The sequence below is a fragment of the Pseudaeromonas sp. HNCC25DJ182 genome (genome assembly GCF_055413365.1).
Window position 1 is genome coordinate 1 of the sequence record NZ_JBVAYG010000001.1, and the last position, 17,254, is coordinate 17,254.

11 protein-coding genes are annotated in these 17,254 nt (G+C 50.3%); 1 reads left to right on the forward strand and 10 read right to left on the reverse strand.

Features of this window, described 5'->3' with window-relative positions; genetic code table 11:
* The 4 genes from ACZYUB_RS00005 to ACZYUB_RS00020 form a co-directional block, all read right to left on the reverse strand.
* Window positions 1–1,826, reverse strand: a 1,826-nt coding sequence (locus ACZYUB_RS00005) for a retention module-containing protein (RefSeq protein ID WP_463944544.1), incomplete at its 3' end; no start/stop codon positions are given.
* A 291-nt stretch (window positions 1,827–2,117) separates the two neighbouring features.
* Window positions 2,118–3,872, reverse strand: a complete 1,755-nt coding sequence (locus ACZYUB_RS00010) for a PglL family O-oligosaccharyltransferase (protein ID WP_463944546.1) — start codon at window positions 3,870–3,872, stop codon at window positions 2,118–2,120.
* 89 nt (window positions 3,873–3,961) lie between these two features.
* A complete protein-coding gene (locus tag ACZYUB_RS00015) occupies window positions 3,962–5,128 on the reverse strand; it encodes a nucleotide sugar dehydrogenase (RefSeq protein ID WP_463944547.1) in 1,167 nt (388 codons plus the stop codon).
* 194 nt (window positions 5,129–5,322) lie between these two features.
* Window positions 5,323–6,795, reverse strand: coding sequence for an MBL fold metallo-hydrolase RNA specificity domain-containing protein (locus tag ACZYUB_RS00020; protein WP_463944549.1), 1,473 nt, complete (start codon window positions 6,793–6,795; stop codon window positions 5,323–5,325).
* Between the two features lie 378 nt (window positions 6,796–7,173).
* On the opposite strand from ACZYUB_RS00020, the gene ACZYUB_RS00025 reads away from it, so the two are divergent.
* Entirely contained in the window at window positions 7,174–9,150 is a 1,977-nt protein-coding gene (locus ACZYUB_RS00025) for an acyltransferase family protein (protein WP_463944550.1), read from the forward strand.
* A gap of 241 nt (window positions 9,151–9,391) precedes the next feature.
* Here ACZYUB_RS00025 and rfbD read toward each other — a convergent pair whose 3' ends face one another.
* The 6 genes from rfbD to ACZYUB_RS00055 all read right to left on the reverse strand — a co-directional run bounded on the left by rfbD (window position 9,392) and on the right by ACZYUB_RS00055 (window position 17,249).
* A complete protein-coding gene (gene rfbD / locus ACZYUB_RS00030; protein ID WP_463944551.1) occupies window positions 9,392–10,297 on the reverse strand; it encodes a dTDP-4-dehydrorhamnose reductase in 906 nt (301 codons plus the stop codon).
* An 80-nt stretch (window positions 10,298–10,377) separates the two neighbouring features.
* Window positions 10,378–11,715 carry a phosphoglucosamine mutase gene (glmM, locus tag ACZYUB_RS00035; RefSeq protein ID WP_463944553.1) on the reverse strand — a complete coding sequence of 446 codons (1,338 nt, stop codon included), beginning with the start codon at window positions 11,713–11,715 and terminating at the stop codon, window positions 10,378–10,380.
* A gap of 212 nt (window positions 11,716–11,927) precedes the next feature.
* A complete protein-coding gene (locus ACZYUB_RS00040; protein ID WP_463944555.1) occupies window positions 11,928–13,307 on the reverse strand; it encodes an oligosaccharide flippase family protein in 1,380 nt (459 codons plus the stop codon).
* Entirely contained in the window at window positions 13,304–14,314 is a 1,011-nt protein-coding gene (locus ACZYUB_RS00045) for a polysaccharide pyruvyl transferase family protein (protein WP_463944556.1), read from the reverse strand. The genes ACZYUB_RS00040 and ACZYUB_RS00045 overlap by 4 nt, the downstream gene beginning before the upstream one ends.
* Complete coding sequence (locus ACZYUB_RS00050; RefSeq protein ID WP_463944557.1) at window positions 14,314–15,597, reverse strand: capsular polysaccharide export protein, LipB/KpsS family; 1,284 nt, start codon at window positions 15,595–15,597, stop codon at window positions 14,314–14,316. Before ACZYUB_RS00050 ends, ACZYUB_RS00045 begins: the two co-directional genes overlap by 1 nt.
* 215 nt (window positions 15,598–15,812) lie before the next feature.
* On the reverse strand, window positions 15,813–17,249 hold the full coding sequence (locus ACZYUB_RS00055) for a phosphomannomutase (RefSeq protein WP_463944558.1): 1,437 nt from the start codon (window positions 17,247–17,249) through the stop codon (window positions 15,813–15,815).
* Window positions 17,250–17,254 lie beyond the last annotated feature (5 nt).

A 17,254-nucleotide genomic window follows, 5' to 3' on the forward strand; every position in this document is an offset into this window, starting at 1 on the left:
CTCTCCAGCTCCAGAGTGCCCAGTGCACTTTCGACCGTTTGCGGGGTTACCACAGCGCCATCGGCACCTTGGGTGTCCGAGGTCAGAACGTTACCCTCGATCGTCAATAGTTCGGCATCCTCCGCGATGCTGGCACTGTCGGCCACGGCGGTCGGCACATCATCAACAATCTGGATGCTCAGATTGCTACTAGCGGTGTCGCCATCCCGATCGGTGACCAGAATGCTGGTGTTATCCAGCAACACATCGTTGCCAGCTTCGGGATGGGTTTCATTGCCCAGCAGGGTGTAGGTGTAGCTCACCACACCATCACTAAATCCAGTGATGGTCAGGCTATTGCCCAGCGCGCTACTCAGCGCCACCGGATTGGCCGCCGCATCCTGCAGTTGTGCCAGGGTGACCACGACGCCACCGATGGTAATGGATTGCAGACCATCCGGAGCCGAAACGCTGAAAGTGCCGTTCACGCTCAACGGCTCCTTGCTGGCATCCGAGCCGTTGGCCAAATCATCTTCGAATACCACTCCTTCACCGCCTTCGCCAGTTGGCGTCAGATCGGTGATGACAATGCCATCATCGCTGCCGGTGATAGTAATGGTCAGATTGGCGGTACTGGTGTCGCCATCGGCATCGGTCAGGGTATAGCTGTAGACCTGAGTTAGCGTCTCGCCCTCGGTCAACGCCTGTACGCTCGGGTTGCTGCTATTCAGGGTGAAAGAGTATTGACCATCAGTGCCCAAGACCAGAGTTCCCAGCTCATTGGTGACCGTTTGTGCCGTCACTACTGCTCCGTCCGCACCCACTTGGTCATTGACCAATACGTTCCCTGTAACGGTTGTCGTGTCATCTTCGCCAACACTCAGCGCATCGTCCTGCGCCAGAGGGGCATCATCGGCCACCGTCAGCACAATTTGTCCACTGGTGATGACACCGGCATCGTTTTGCGCCTGAATGCCGATCGCAATCGCCAGTGGGTCAGCACCATTGTCCAAAGCACCGTCCAGATCCACGGTATAGCTGCTGCCATCGGCGGCCAGGGTCACTGTCATAATCACAGTGCCATTCACGCTACCGGTCAGGGTGAGACCATCGTCGCTCACGGCCCAGACCAGAGGTTGGCCTCCAGAGGTCAACGCAGGCTGTGTCTCGACGGGAAGGAAACTGACCAAGCCGGTGGCGCCGCCAAAATCCACATTCAGATTACCCTGCACCGTCGTAGAGCCCTGACCGGCCTGGGTCCCATCGACCAGATCAGTATCCAGTTGATTGCTGGTACTCAAATTACTTTCTGAGACGCTACTGCCATCCGGAGTAATAACAGGAGCAGGAACATCGACTACCGTCGCAGCCACCGGATTGAGTACATCCGTGGTGGCTCCCGCCTGATAGGTGGTATCAAAGCCAGCTGTCGCCAGGGTGGAGTCTCCGGTCCGATCAATCGATACGAAGCCACCATTGCCGCTGCCTCCGGCCCCACCACCACCCGCTGCGGGAGCACCACCCGCGGCAGTAGCCTCAAGATTCAGCGTCGGGTCCACACCTTCGAGCAAGGCTTGTTGAATGGCCGCCACCTCAGCTCCCACGCCAGTGGGTGCAGGTGGTGGTACTGCATCTGCTGCTGGAGCTGCGTTGGCGGTGTCTGCCGGTGCGCTACCGTCGGGAGGCGCCAACTGCAAGGTGGCATCGTCTGCCAGCTGTAAAGTGGTACCGGCCGGTAGAACCTCACCGGGCAACAGAGGGCGCGTTGCGCCATTGGCCAGTACAACCAGCACATCGCCAGTCATCTGCACGACTTGCATCGGTGCTTGAAGAGTTTGAGTACGCATAGCAGCCTCCACCCGACATGGGTTCCTTGGTTCAAGCTTAGAGGGGGAAGCGAGGATGATCCGTATCAAACAATTCACAAACAACACACATAAGTCGAACAAATGAGTTCACAAATCGAACAAACGGCCCTTGACGTGAACCAAAAACTCGAAATGGATTCAGCTGCAACCTGAAATAAAAAATGCCAGCCGGTGCAAACCGGCTGGCATTCTCATGCATCCCAGGTGGCGTATTGGGTCTATCCCTCGTACACAGGTAAACCCATCTGTTTTTACATGATCCTCACCCGATCAGGGCTGTGCCGAACCCGTGGGGGTCGTAGTAGTTGCCGCTCCAGTGGGCGCAGAAACAGCAGTTGATGCAGCTTGCGGTTTAAACAGCGGATCGGCGGGAAACAGACGCATGCCCTCGGCACGCCAACGGGCGGCCTCTTCAGGTTGCTGCAAGGCATCCAGCGCCAACGCACCATTCCAGTATAGCTGGCTACGCGGCTGCACCGCATTGAACTCTTTGGCCCAGGCCACATAGGCTTGTAATTCCGCAGCATTGTGACTTGGCATAGCATTGATCAGACGAATCGACATGACGTCATACATAAAGCGACTGAACCAGGGCAGCGGATTTATCACCCGCTCCAGCAAGGTGAGATCCTTCATGCCGCCGCGCTCAAACTGAGTAACCAGATACGCCGTCTGGATCCCCATGGCCATAAAGGGCACCGTTACCAAGGGCACCAGCAAAGCCAGGGATTTGAGCAGAAAGCTGGCCTGACAGCTATATTCACGCTGCTGTTCAACCTCTTGGTCGATAAACCAAACCAACCATATTAACGCCAACCAATGAGCGACCGAATGATAGAAGGGATATTCCACCATGCTATGAAACAGCATGGGAAACGGCAGCGCTATCAGTGCCAAGCGTTGTATCCACGGCAATTGTCTGAGTAAACGAATACCTGCAAACAGCCATACCGCCAGCCCAGATAAGGCAATGGCTCCTCCTTCTACACCCCAGTACAAGATCTCGTTGTGTGGATGATCCAGATTCTGCTCGATGATAGGAACGCCACTGAGCGGTTGGGGTACTGCGTAATAATCATTCACAAAAGCCGCTTCAAAGTGACCGTAGCCAATCCCCAGCCAAGGATGCTTGCTGATCATCTCCAGACCATGTGCCCAGTAGATGGTGCGAACCTGGCGGCCCACCAAGGACTCCAACGAACGCTCAGAACCGCCGGCCCCCAGAGAATACAAGGCAACACAGACACCAGCGATGAGAGCCAGCAGAAGCAAATAGCGGTGCGGATTGGGCAATCGTAACGCTCGGGGAAGTAACAGCACGGTGGCCACAGCCGCGCCAGTCCAACCGGCACGGGATTGGATCACCACCACCAGCACGGTTGCCATCAATAACACGGCACAGATCAGCGCCAATCGCCAGCGTTGCCGCAACGCCTGAGGATCATAAACCGCTAGATATAGGCCTAAGCCAATACCGGTCGCCAAAAACGAAGCCAGTACATTCACTTGTTGGAAAATACCGTAGGGCCGATTGAGAAGGGTGTCGTAACCAATCCAGTTGCCGGGAATGAGCAAAAAATATTGCACCAAGCCGAAACCAGCCTCGATGGCGACTGCTCCCAGCAGCAGATAGAGCAGCAAAAGCCGCTGCTCTCGAACCAGCCTGAGTTGGCTCAAGGCAAATAACAGCAGCAGACCGGCAGCAATCCCCAGCATCTTGGGAATACCTGCCTCAATGGGAAGTTCGCTGTGGGCAAAGAGCGGGATCAACAGCAGCACGAAGCCGCCCCAAAGTCCGGCTTGCAAACTGGAGAAATAGAGACGCTGCGTGCTCCCGACCCGCCACAGCCCAATGCCAATCAACAGCGAGACAAAAGCCCAGCCCACCATATTGAACGGCAGATAGAAGCTGGATCCGCCGGGGTTATGCATAAAAAAATGCATACCCAGCAACCAATACAGTGCCGCCACGCCAAAAAACAGTGGCTGGCTTATGCTGCGTCCTTGCGTGTGAACATCCGTCATCAAGACTCCGAAGCTATCGTCAATGGGCGCTTACTCTGCAGGTAGGCGCAAAAAAGCCCCCCGTCGCCTGAGCATGCGGGGTCGATCATTCAATCACTACCAAACAGGTCGCGGGTATAGAGTTTGTCACCGACATCGGCCAGCTCCGGCGCCATACGGTTCGAGACAATCACATCGCTGATGCGCTTGAACTCGGCCAGATCCCGAATCACTCGCGAATTAAAGAAATGACTCTCCGTCAAAGTCGGCTCATAAACCACCACCTCGATGCCCTTGGCCTTGATGCGCTTCATCACGCCCTGGATTGAGGAGGCGCGGAAATTGTCCGAGCCACTCTTCATGATCAAGCGATACACACCCACCACCTTAGGCTGACGCCGGATAATGGAGTCGGCAATAAAATCTTTGCGCGTGGTGTTGGAATCCACAATCGCCCGGATCAGGGTATTGGGCACCTGATGGTAATTGGCCAGTAACTGCTTGGTATCCTTGGGCAGGCAGTAGCCGCCATAGCCAAACGAGGGGTTGTTATAGTGACTACCGATGCGAGGATCCAGCCCCACGCCCTCGATGATCTGCCGCGGATCCAGACCATGGGTTTCGGCATAGCTATCCAGTTCGTTGAAATAGGCCACTCGCATCGCCAGATAGGTATTGGCAAACAGTTTGATGGCTTCCGCCTCGGTGCTGCCGGTAAATAGCAGCGGAATATCCTGTTGGATTGCCCCTTCCGCCAGCAGATGGGCGAACTGCCGGGCGCGCTCCGAACGTTCGCCCACCACAATTCGCGAGGGGTGCAGATTGTCATATAAGGCGCGGCCTTCACGCAAAAATTCCGGCGAGAACATAATATTCGGGCAGGCAAACTGCTCCCGCATCCGGCGGGTGAAGCCCACAGGGACCGTGGATTTAATCACCATCACAGCGACTGGATTGATGGCCAAGACATCGGCGATCACCGCCTCCACCGAAGCGGTATTAAAGTAGTTGGTCAGCGGATCGTAATCGGTGGGGGTAGCGATGATGACAAAATCCGCTCCCGGATAAGCCAGGGTTTTATCCGTCGTGGCTTGCAGTTGCAGCGGCTGTTCTCGCAGGTAACGCTCAATCTCAGCATCAGCAATTGGCGACTGGCGGTTATTGATCAGTGCCACTTTCTCCGGAATCACATCCAGAGCCACCACCTGATGATGCTGGGCCAACAAGATGGCATTGGATAACCCCACGTAGCCGGTACCGGCGATGGCTATTTTCACCCCATGCTCCTTTCTTTTTTATTTAGAGGCTCTGACTCCGCACCTTGGAACTGGCATCTAACACAGGAGTCATTCGAACGGCCCACAGTGTAACGGCAACTCGCCCGTGAAAGAAGAAGAACACCATCCTCGACCATATCGATGGCAGCATGAAACCCCAAACTAGCGCAGATAACTATCTTGAAAAACGTCTACTACCGCTCATCGCAGGCGCAGCTGACGGCGATCTCAGCACCAAATTGTCGAAGCTGAGCCGCCAATGCCCGTTGAGCCTCGGGCTCGCCATGCACCAGCCGGATAGATCGGGGTAGCGATGCCATTCCTCGGACGAACGCCAGTAATTCCTGCTGATCGGCGTGGGCTGAATAGCCACTCAGGCTATGGATCTGTGCCTGCACCGCGACCTCGATGTCATCCAGCCATAACGATGAACAGCCCGATTGCAGCAAGCGCCCCGGAGTGCCGTGCGCCTGAAATCCAGCCAGCAACACATCGGTACGCGCATCGGGCAGCAGCGCCTTGAGATAGTTGACGATCCGCCCACCCTGACACATGCCGCCACCCGCCACTATGATGGCAGGCTCCCCGCTCTGCTGCAGCCGATGCACCAGGGTTTCATGAGCCCCGTGATCGGCGATGGTCACACATTGGGAAAAATCCAGCGGATGTCGGCCTGCCTGCACCCGCGCCTGAGCCTCTTTGCGCCACACGCGCCGAAAGCGACGATACAAGCGCGTCACATCTGCCCCCAGCGGCGAATCGATCACCACCGGCAGATCCCGCCAGCACCACTGCTCGTTGCGGCTGCACACCTCGCTCAGGATCTGCTCCAGATCGCACAGTAACTCCTGGGTTCGGCCAATGCTGAAGGCGGGTATCAAGATGGCACCACCGTCCCGCAGCGAGCGTTCGACAATGGCTTTGAGCTTCCGATGACGGAATTCTCCTTGCTGATTGCGGAGTTCTCCTTGGGCATGCAGACGGTCGCCATAGGTACTCTCCAGTACCAGCAGGTCGGCGCGCTCCGGTGATTGAGGGGCCGCTAACAGCGCCGAACGCCCAGATCCCAGATCGCCGGAAAATACTACTACTTTGCCATCCGGCAGGCGCAACTCCAGATACGCCGAACCCAGAATATGCCCGGCCGGTTGCAGACGCATATAGAGTGCCGAAGACTCGCGCAGTGGCAGTCGTTGCCATTGGGCGAAGGGCTGCGGGCGCAGCAGATGCGCTAGCCGCTGCAGCAGAGGATCGATAGCTGCGTTTTTCAAAATAGTAGAGCGCTGTCGGCCCGACGAATGCCGCTGCGCATCCGCCAGCATCACAGGAACCAACAAGGCGGTCGCCTCGGAGCAATAGATGGGTGCCGACAATCCGGCGCTGAGCAGCTCCGGCAGACGGCCGATATGATCGATATGGGCATGGGTCAGCACCACAGCACGCACCCGCGCCAGCGCAATCGCCAACGGCTTGGCAGCATCCTCGCCCTGAAACTGGCAGCAATCGATCAGCAAGCTATCGTGAAACTCATGCTCTTGCCCGCCACCGGCTGATCCAAGTCGTAGCTCATGACAGGAGCCGGTGACGCCCGAGGCAGCCCCATGGTGAATCAGTTGGAAAGTGTCGAGTGGATTAGTCAAAAGCGGAACGGGGATCAGCGGAGGCATATGGAGTTCCGGCAAACAGAGGAACCTTATGCTGCCGATATACGGCCACAACCACGACTGCCAGAGCCGACAGTGATGACATCACGCACACAGTGCAAACGCATTCGCCATAACATCAAAAGCTCTATAGCAAAAGCCAGCGATTACCTCTGCAATCCCTTATTTGACCAAACATTCTTGGCTTTTGATGATTGGTATCTTGCTGTTTTCATGATACTTTATTCACTCAGTAATTTATTGTAACCCGGTATATGCTCGTGCATAAAACCGAAAAATGATAGATTGTAAAACATATATAATCGTTCAATAACAAGTAGCACCGGTATCACCAAGTAATCCTTCTTGTTATCGATATCTGGATATTGGAACATAAAAATCATGCTAACTAGGAATGTCACAAGGCAGGAATCAGCCACAAGCCCAAAACAGTTTCGGCAAGACATTAATGGACTCCGCGCTTGGGCGGTAATATCCGTGGTACTCTATCACTTTGGTGTTCCAGGATTTTCTGGTGGATTTATTGGTGTTGATGTTTTTTTCGTGATCTCTGGATTTTTAATGACATCAATCATTATCAGTGGATTAGAGAAGGACAGTTTTTCGTTGTGGGGGTTCTATCTAGCGCGAGCACGACGAATTATTCCCGCCTTAATTGTTCTCTGCACCACCCTACTAGTATTAGGTTGGTTCTGGCTACCATCTGCCGATTACAAAACTCTCGGAAACCACGCCTCTGCCGCATTATCATTTTTTTCAAATTTTAAATTTTGGCGTGAAGCTGGATATTTTGACACAGCCTCTCACGAAAAATGGCTACTGCACACTTGGTCATTATCAGTGGAATGGCAGTTCTATATTATATTGCCAATCGGCTGCTTATTATTATGGCGTTGGCTTGGTCGAAATGGTGTCAAAATCGCACTATTTTTTATCGCAGCCATTTCATTAACGCTCTCAATTTATGTTAGTGCACATTGGCCGGGGGCTGCATTTTATCTATTACCAACCCGCGCTTGGGAAATGTTAGCCGGAGGCTTGATCTGGTGGATAACTAGCACAAAAACAATACCACTGCAGCTGGCTCGACTGTTCGAGGGTATTGGTTTTAGCTTAATCCTATTAGCGGTCATACTGTTTAATTCGAGTATGCAATGGCCAGGTTACTTTGCACTGGTTCCCGTAATTGGAGCAATGCTGGTGCTAACCGCAAAGCGCTCAAATTCATTTTTAACTGCAAACTCCCTAGCAAACCGCTTAGGTAAGAGCTCCTATTCGATCTACCTATGGCATTGGCCGCTAGTGGTACTCCTGACCTATATCGGTGAACAACGAAATCCTCTATGGATAGCTGCTGGAATTGGTTTTAGTATACTCATAGGTGAGCTTTCTTATCATTGTATCGAAAACACCACTCGCCCCAAGCTGGCCTCACTTAACAAAATAAAAGAGCTATTAGCTATTGCCATTCCAGCCAGCATTGTGATTTGTAGCGCATTGTTCATCAACCTATTAAATGGCTTGAATATCGATTCTCGCTATGGTGCATCTTTGCTTACATCTAAATACGTTGATAAATACTCAACCAGCAATTATTTGACGCCATACGTAAAAAATCAATACAAGGAAGACTGCAATTTTTTTGATGCAGAGACTTACACAGCCAAAGATAAACCCATACCAAGTTCATGTATAAAAAAAGAAACTGGAAAAGGCCATGGTGTGTTTTTATGGGGTGACTCACATGCACAGGCATTGTCGTTCGGCATTAGAAGTCTATTAAATAATGGTATAAATTTTTATCAGATTGCATCATCGGGTTGTCAGCCCCATATTGGCGGAGATACAGCAACCGAAGGTGAATTCAAAGTTTCTTGTGACAGGTCCAATAAAGCCGCGATTGATGCAATTGCAAAATTGAAGCCAGATGTGGTCATAATGGCGCAAAGATCTGAACACGACAAAAATAACTATGATCAGATATCTGCACATCTAATTGGGCTTGGAATAAAACATATTGTTCTTATTGGACCAGTACCTCAGTGGCAACCATCATTACCCAGAGCAATAGCACTTCGCCACTTTGACCAGAAAATTAAAAGCATCACTGATGACTCACTTGAGAGCCACCTATTTAATACTGACAAAATAATGAAGTCGCGTTATGAAAAAAAATCAATGATTTCGTATATTTCATTACTTGAACACTTGTGCAAAGGCGATGAATGCCTTGCAAAAATAGATAATGTTAATACCCCGCTGGTTTGGGACTACGGCCATTTATCATTAGAAGGCTCAAAATACATCGCTAAAAATATTTTAGCTAAAAATAAAATATTGGCGAATTACTTAAAATAATATTTGATTCATACAGGTAGCGATAGATAGCTACACATTAACTAAATTGAGACAGAATGAGGGTTACTTGCCACCCTCGCCCCTCCTCCTCAAATTGGCCGCAGCCGGTGGCAGACTATCTTGCCTGCTACCGGCTGGCACATTCGTAGTTGATTGTTGATACGGTGACGCCGAAAGCGGCCCATGACGGATCGGTTGCCAAGCATCTACAAATCCTGTCGGTATCCAGAATAACCATCGATTACTCCTTTTCGAACTCGGGGTGGGTAGCACACCAATCGCTCACAAATCGTTGCATCGCAGGCAACCATTCGGGAGCCTTCACGCCAAAGATCCGGAGTATCTTTCCATTATCTAAGCATGAGTTAAGCGGGCGTTTAGCTGCGGCTCCATAATCTTGTGAGCTAATCGGCAGCACAACAGGTGTCTTATACCCTCGCTCCTGCAACTCGGTAAAAATTGCCTGCGCAAACTGATACCAAGAAAGAGCGGGTTGTCCCGTGCAGTGGTATATCCCCCATTGATTGAAATCAGGAGACATCGCTTTTTCGAGCATCTGCAGCAAAATCCGGGCTAGAGCATCAACCGGAGTCGGACCGCCAACCTGATCGTCAACAACATGCAGATGAGTGCTGATTGATGCCAACTCAAGCATGCTGCGGACAAAATGACGGCCAGCGCCACCAAATAGCCAGGAGGAACGAACGATCAGATGACGAATACATTGTTCTGCCACTGCCTGCTCACCAGCAAGCTTGGCACGACCATACGCATTCAGTGGTACGGCAGTATCACTCTCTTTATAGGGGCGATCCATAGCCCCATCAAATATATAGTCCGTGGATAGATGCAGGAATAGAGCTCCAATACCTGCAGCGGCTTTAGCCAACCAACCCGGGGCATCCCCATTGATTCGCCAGTTGGCCTCACATTCTTGCTCGGCGAGATCCACCTGTGTATAGGCGGCGGCATTGATAATGGCATCGGGACAATACAGTTTGATCTGCTGCTCAAACACTGCAGGCTTGGTGATATCCAGCGCCTCTCGCTCAGGGGCCCAAACCTGCCAGCCTATTGACACTGCCAGATGATATAGGGTTTGGCCAAGCTGACCCGAGCGACCCAGCAGTAATAGACGTCGACTCATTGACCCACCCCTCACCGGAAAAATCAACCATAAAAAAGGCGACCGCCAATGGGTCGCCTCTTCTTGAACGCATACAACCATTACACGGTTACGAGTCTAACAGCCTCAGCAATAGATTGCGCACACCGTTCTATGGTCTCGGCACAACGCCCTTCGACCATCACGCGCAGCAAGGGCTCGGTGCCGGATTTGCGCAGCAACACCCGCCCCTGCCCTGCCAATTCACGCTCGACATCAGCAACTTTTGACAACACCAGGGACGAACTCAGAGGATCGGCCTGGCCACTGAAACGGATATTGACCAGAGTTTGTGGCAGCAACGTCATGCCCGCGCACAGTTCAGCCAAACTGAGCAGCTCACGTCTCATCACCGCCAACACCTGCAGCGCAGCAACAATCGCATCACCTGTGGTCACCTTGTCGCGACAGATGATATGGCCTGAGTTCTCACCACCCAACAGCCATTGCTGAGTCAGCAACTGCTCCATCACATAGCGATCGCCTACCTTGGCGCGCAAAAACGGAATACCCAGTGCTTCCAGCGCCAACTCCAAACCCAAGTTGCTCATCTGGGTACCCACCACGCCGCCTTGCAAAGTGCCTTCAGCCTGGGCTGCACGAGCCAGAATAAATAACAGCTCATCCCCATCCACAATGCGACCTGAGTGATCGACCATGATGATTCGATCCGCATCGCCATCCAGCGCAATCCCGGCATGGGCCTGCTCAACCATCACGCGGGCTGCCAAAGTCTGCGGAGCGGTGGCGCCACAACCTTCATTGATGTTCACCCCATCCGGGCTATTGCCGATGGCGATGACTTCAGCGCCCAGTTCACGAAATACCGCAGGAGCAATCTGATAGGCTGCACCATGGGCACAATCCACCACCAGTTTCAGCCCATCCAGACTCAGATAGCTGGGAAAGGTGCTCTTACAAAACTCGATATAACGGCCAGCGGCATCGGTCATCCGTGAAGCGCGTCCCAGCTTTTCGGAGACCACACAGGCGATATCATTTTCCAATTCGGTTTCAATCGCCAGCTCTACCTCATCAGGCAGCTTCTCACCGGTATGGGAGAAGAACTTGATGCCATTGTCCCAATAGGGATTATGAGAAGCACTGATGACCACACCAGCTTCAGCGCGAAAGGTCTTGGTCAGATAGGCAACTGCAGGCGTCGGCAAGGGGCCGGTCAAAACCGCATTCACCCCAGCAGCTGAAAATCCAGCCTCCAGAGCCGACTCCAGCATATAGCCAGAAACCCGAGTATCCTTGCCTATAATCACCTTACGAGTACCCAGCCGAGATAGAACCTTACCCGCGGCATAACCCAGCTTTAATGCAAAATCAGGAGTAATGGGGAATTCGCCCACCTTACCCCGCACCCCATCGGTGCCAAAATACTTTCTTTCCATACAACAAGCCCATAAATGTTATGCAAAATAGTGAGTCGAATACATCGATAATATATAACATCTGAAAAGACTAAACATTGAATCATCAGACAAATGCAATAACAGAACTATATATGTCGAAAAACAAAAAATTCATCACACATATATACTTTTATCCAAATCCAATCAAGGCACCATATAAAACAGCAAATGAGATGCCGCAGCATCAAAAACTACCGACACAAAGAAGTAAAGATATAATCAACTCTATTTCTGATTGATGTTGCTGTAACAACGAATATTACAAGAGAGACAAGTGCCAAATAAACACCAAATTCAAATGCCAAGCATGTAGCAGCACCTGCGATGGCCCAAGCAACACCATTTCTGCTCCATTGGATTCCTGTTTTTTTCCTTGCAAACCATTCTTGAAGCCAGAGAGCTGGCCATGCAAAAACTGCAGCTAGAGAACAAGCATTTATCCCCCCTAAATGGGATAAAATAAAAACTGCAAGTGTTAGCAAAGCAACTCCCACACAGCTAGATATTATTGAGGCCATAAAATACCCGCGAATATGGATCACGTTCAGCGACGTTGCGTGCGCTGAGGCAAGCAGAGCTCCGGCAGCGATACCCGGAAATAGATCCACTGTCGCCATCCATTGCGCACCCAAAAGATGTTTCACAGAGAAGGAATAAACCCCAACAGCTAATATGGTAATTGGAACACTGAATAATAGCTCTGTTTCTACCACAGACCGAACAGCATTACGCAGTGAATCGGGAATATGAGCAATTGGAACAAGAGCTGGAAGCCCCACGCGCCCAGCTGCCGCACGAAACGGAGCAATAAGACCTGCAGCCCTGAGTGTTAATCCAAAATAACCAACTGCCTCCGGTCCAAGTACTCGTCCAACAATCGACAGAAAAAACATATTTCGACTTTGACTAATACTAGATGCAGCAACATATCCCAGGCCAAATTTCACCATCCGAAAAGATTTACTCAAATCTAGTGAAACCTTGGGCCACAAACCGATAACAAACCAAGGAGCGAGGCCAGAGATTAACTCACGAATAACCCAGCCAGTAAGCGGGCCATTAATCCCATAGCCGTTTATTGCCATACTGATGCCCACAATCTGCCCAGAAACCTGAGCTGCAAGATCGATAATAATTAAAGGCTTGAACCGTAATCTACGCTCCAATCGTGTTATAGCAGGCAATGAGAGAACATGAAAAGGTAGAAGTAAAACAGTAATAGTCGCAGGCCAGAAAACATTCGATACCCGACTAAAATTTTCCAAATATGGCAATAGAACAATAACAACACATGCAACGACAACAGAAGATGTTAGCATAGTCGCCAGGGCGACATAATAATCATCATCTGAAGGCTCTTCGCGTTGAGTCAAAAGAGAGGCATTTACACCAAGACGGGCAATAATTCTTGTTACCGCACTGATTGATGAAGCAAGCGCATAGATTGCAAATACTTGTGGACCAAGAACACGAGACAATATCAAGGCTGAAGCGACAGTAATAAGAGCACTAACAACGTGGTTTGAAGCTACCAGACCAGCACCTTTAATCGCCCGTTTAGCCCGAGTCATAATATATCCTTATTTGTCGCAGCAGCGATTAAAGAAAAAAGACTAGCTGCACCTAGCTTGGCTTTTTCACGATACGTCCTGCAAGCCAATTTATATTCATCAAGAACACTAGCTTGTTTGGATAAAAAATCTAGATGAGCAACCGCCTCATCAAGTGCCTTCATGGGTTCAGGTCCAATATGCGTATCATTTAACAAAACCGCACAATCGCCTAATTTAGCATCTTTTAATAGCCCTTCAACCTTGTGAGTATTTGACGAAAGTGCAATAAATGGCCTTTCCGCCAGTATTGCCAAACACACGCCATGAAATCGCCCTGTAACAATAACACGAGCATCTTGAAGTAGTGATATGTCATCTAAAACAAATTGCCGACTAAATTTTCCAGCTCTAAATAGTGCAAACCATTTATATATGCCGCTTATGGATCTCAATGATGGACGAGAGGCCATTCTCAAAAATTTATAACCTCGAGAACGAGCATAGCGAGCCAAGAGCATAGCCGTATGCCAACAAACATCATCCATAACAACTATCGATTCAGGTGTGGAATTCTTATAGGGGAAAAGCACATCGGAATCACTACTCAACGTAAGATCGGGAATTACATCTGCAGTAAACCCTGCAGCATCAACGCACTCAGCACTAAGACTCTCTCGCATTACAATTTTATGCAGACATGGTAATAATTGATTGACTATATTATTACCCTCCCACACTGAGTTTATTAAAAACACGGGCTTACCACATTTATGAGCGAACAGACCCGCATCCTTTAGGATTAAGGCACCAGCACTATCATGATGCATTGTTCCTTCACCATTGATAATGATTACATCAACCTTTTTTATTTCACGTTTAAGTGCTGATTGAAAAAAACGACCCAATCGTAGAGTTTTAGTAACTTGAATTCCAGCAGCATCACACCCAGAAAGTAACTGGTGCATAACTAGCATACAACCAGGATGGTCGCCTTTTCTTGTGTCATTCAATACCAGAGCTCGCATTATTTACATTCCTTTAATTCATTTATTATCTTTTTGACTCTATTGGAAAGTGAATTACGATTAGAATGACACGATAGGGAAACAATGAAATCATTAATAATCCAAGATGTGAACTTACAAATCACAGAATGATCTGGAGTGTGACTTTTAGCATCAAGAATAATATCTCTAACATATTCATAGTCACTTAACGATACCGCGTGAGCCATCCCAGAACGGGCGTAGAATGCAGGGGCAAGCGTGAACACGGGCTTACCGGCAAGTAACGCCTCCATACCTACCGCAGAGTTCATAGTGATAACAGCGCGGCATTTATCGATTAGTGAAGCTAATTCAGGTCCAGAGCCGGGCCTCGAAATAGAAACATTTCTGTTCTGTAACATTTCATTTAAACATTCTGGCTCTTTCAGACTAGGTTCATTTGGGTGTGGTCGAATAACAATTGGGATATTTTCCGGAATGGCTTTCATAGAAAAATAAATCAACTCAAGCCAAGTAGGGATATCCCAAGAAGAAGGGATAGATGGTTGATTTAAAGCCACTAGGACAAAATCATTTTTATCTGAGCGCAGAGTGTCAATTTTTGGAAACCATTCTCTGTGATTAATCTTTGACTTTATGACATTTAGCAGGTAGGCCGAATCATCGAACGAAGGCCTTCTGAGTATAATCCGTAAAGCTCTTTCTAATATTCTCAACCACCAAGGCATCAAAAACCTAAACCGTTCAGAACTATTATCACGACGAGGGTTTTTTGCCGCCAACTTAATAGATGAAAGATAGCCATCTTCATTCACATCAGAAACATCTTGACACCTAAAGTGATCAATCCAATTATCGCCATGGGAATGAATAATCAAGTGATTGGCAATAAATGATGTTTGCATCCCAACACAAACAATATTTTCTTTTTTTGCTATTTTGCTTAAAACATAAGAGCCTGCATATTCCATTGCGCCACAAATAATAAGATCTGGTTTAAAATCAGCAACTTGAAATTCCACAAAATCGCTAAATGTATAGAATGATTTTCTTATCAAAGCTGGCATACGGTTTCGAGTAAATCCACGAACCGTGAACTCATGGAGCGCAGGTATATTCTGTACCTGACTAGAGCTAAAAGTAAACGGCATAAACGCGTATTCGAAGCCACATCCGCGTACATTATGGCCATCGCTCCAAGTATTACCCAAGAAACGGCTCGTTACATCAGGCATCGAAAGAGCTACGTCAATGAGAATTTTTTGAAAATAATCACTCCCAGGACAAAACAATACTTTCAACGCGCCTCCTCACCAAACACTGAAAAAAACAATAAATTTCTATTGTTAGTTTAAAGAATGCAATTACACTAACAACAATAGGATTATAATATTCTGCAACATATATTTAGAGCCATAAAAATCACAGCCACAACTCAAAATTTGCCCCGAAAATACGATCAGGGCCGAGTGAAATAAAATCATGCATGAGAATTGGCTGTTGATATCAGCAACAACTATTCACCACACGACTGTTGGATTGATTCCAGACTAGAAATTACACAAGATTGAGCAGCCGTAACCGAATTCCCTTCCGCATAACACCGTAATTCCGGCGCATTCCCCGAAGGGCGCAAGTGCACAATAGTGCCATCGCTGAGCGTCAGCCGTAGGCCATCCGTGGTGTCGACATGTGCCACCGTGACATCGGCAAAACCCAACTTGCGGATCAATTGCTGCGGATCGGCAATGCCTGCGGCGATAATCGCCTGACTGCGCGCAGTCGGGAAGTTCTGGATCCGGTCGGAATGGGTAAAACGCTGTGGCAAGGCAGCTACCAGTGGCGAAATAGCACCTTGGCCCGCAGCCGCCAGCAGCATCAGCGCCGGCAGTACCGCATCCCGGGTCGGCAGAGCAGCCAGCGGTTTGCCCGCCAATTCGATATCGCTGCCCAACAGGAAGCCACCATTGGCCTCGAAACCCGCAATCCGCTGATAGCTCTTGGCCAGCTCGGCGAACTCAGCAATAACATAGGGTGAGCCAATCCGGGTCAGCGCCACCTTGGCAAAACGCCCACAACTGGCCACCGCGGTATTGCAACTCACCGGTATTGCCACCGCCTCGATGCCTAGCGCATCGGCACACAGCAAACCCAAGATATCGCCACGCAGCCATTCACCCTGCTCATCGGCCACCAGTGGCCGATCGCCGTCGCCATCGGTGGAGAAGATGGCATCCAGCTGATACTCAGCGGACCAACGGCGCGCCTTGGCCTTGTCGGCTTCCCCCACGGCTTCGGTATCGATTGGCACGAACTCGTCACTGCGCTCCAGGGACACCACTTCAGCACCGAGTTGACGCAGCAAGGGCGCATAGAGATCGCGTCCAGCGCTGGAGTGCTCGTAGATACCAATACGCTTACCGGCCAGCAGATCGGCGCTGAACAGCGACAGGTAACGCGTGCAGTAGGCATCCGCCGCCCCAGGCAGCGTCTCCAGCTGTGGCAAGCTTGACAGAGGTGCAAAATCGACGTTCGCCGCCAGGATCGCCCCTTCATCCGCTTTGGTGATCTCGCCATCCGGGCGGTAGAACTTGAGGCCATTGCGGTCAAACGGAATATGGCTGCCGGTGATCATGATGCAGGGCATTTTATCCTGCATCGCCTTATAGGCCAGTGCCGGAGTCGGCACCACGCCGTAGTAGAGCGGCTCGATGCCAGCCTGCTGCAGTGCCGCCGCGCACGCTTGCGCCATTCCCAAGCTACTCGGCCGGTTATCAATGGCCAGAGCCATATGAGTGAACGCAAACTCCCGCTGCATCACAGCGACAAAGGCATGGGTGAAGGCGGCACACACCTCGGCGGTGAAATCCACCACCAGGCCTCGAGCCCCACTGGTGCCAAAGGCAATACCGCTGCCGGAGATTACCGCCGAGCTATTGAATCCAGAAGTCATCACAC

Bases quoted from the DNA above. Each gene is read 5' to 3' on its own strand.
- ACZYUB_RS00010 (WP_463944546.1), bottom strand. From the start codon at position 3,872: ATGACGGATGTTCACACGCAAGGACGCAGCATAAGCCAGCCACTGTTT.
- ACZYUB_RS00020 (WP_463944549.1), bottom strand. From the start codon at position 6,795: ATGCCTCCGCTGATCCCCGTTCCGCTTTTGACTAATCCACTCGACACT.
- ACZYUB_RS00025 (WP_463944550.1), top strand. From the start codon at position 7,174: ATGCTAACTAGGAATGTCACAAGGCAGGAATCAGCCACAAGCCCAAAA.
- rfbD (WP_463944551.1), bottom strand. From the start codon at position 10,297: ATGAGTCGACGTCTATTACTGCTGGGTCGCTCGGGTCAGCTTGGCCAA.
- glmM (WP_463944553.1), bottom strand. From the start codon at position 11,715: ATGGAAAGAAAGTATTTTGGCACCGATGGGGTGCGGGGTAAGGTGGGC.
- ACZYUB_RS00045 (WP_463944556.1), bottom strand. From the start codon at position 14,314: ATGCGAGCTCTGGTATTGAATGACACAAGAAAAGGCGACCATCCTGGT.
- ACZYUB_RS00055 (WP_463944558.1), bottom strand. From the start codon at position 17,249: ATGACTTCTGGATTCAATAGCTCGGCGGTAATCTCCGGCAGCGGTATT.
- ACZYUB_RS00040 (WP_463944555.1), bottom strand. From the start codon at position 13,307: ATGACTCGGGCTAAACGGGCGATTAAAGGTGCTGGTCTGGTAGCTTCA.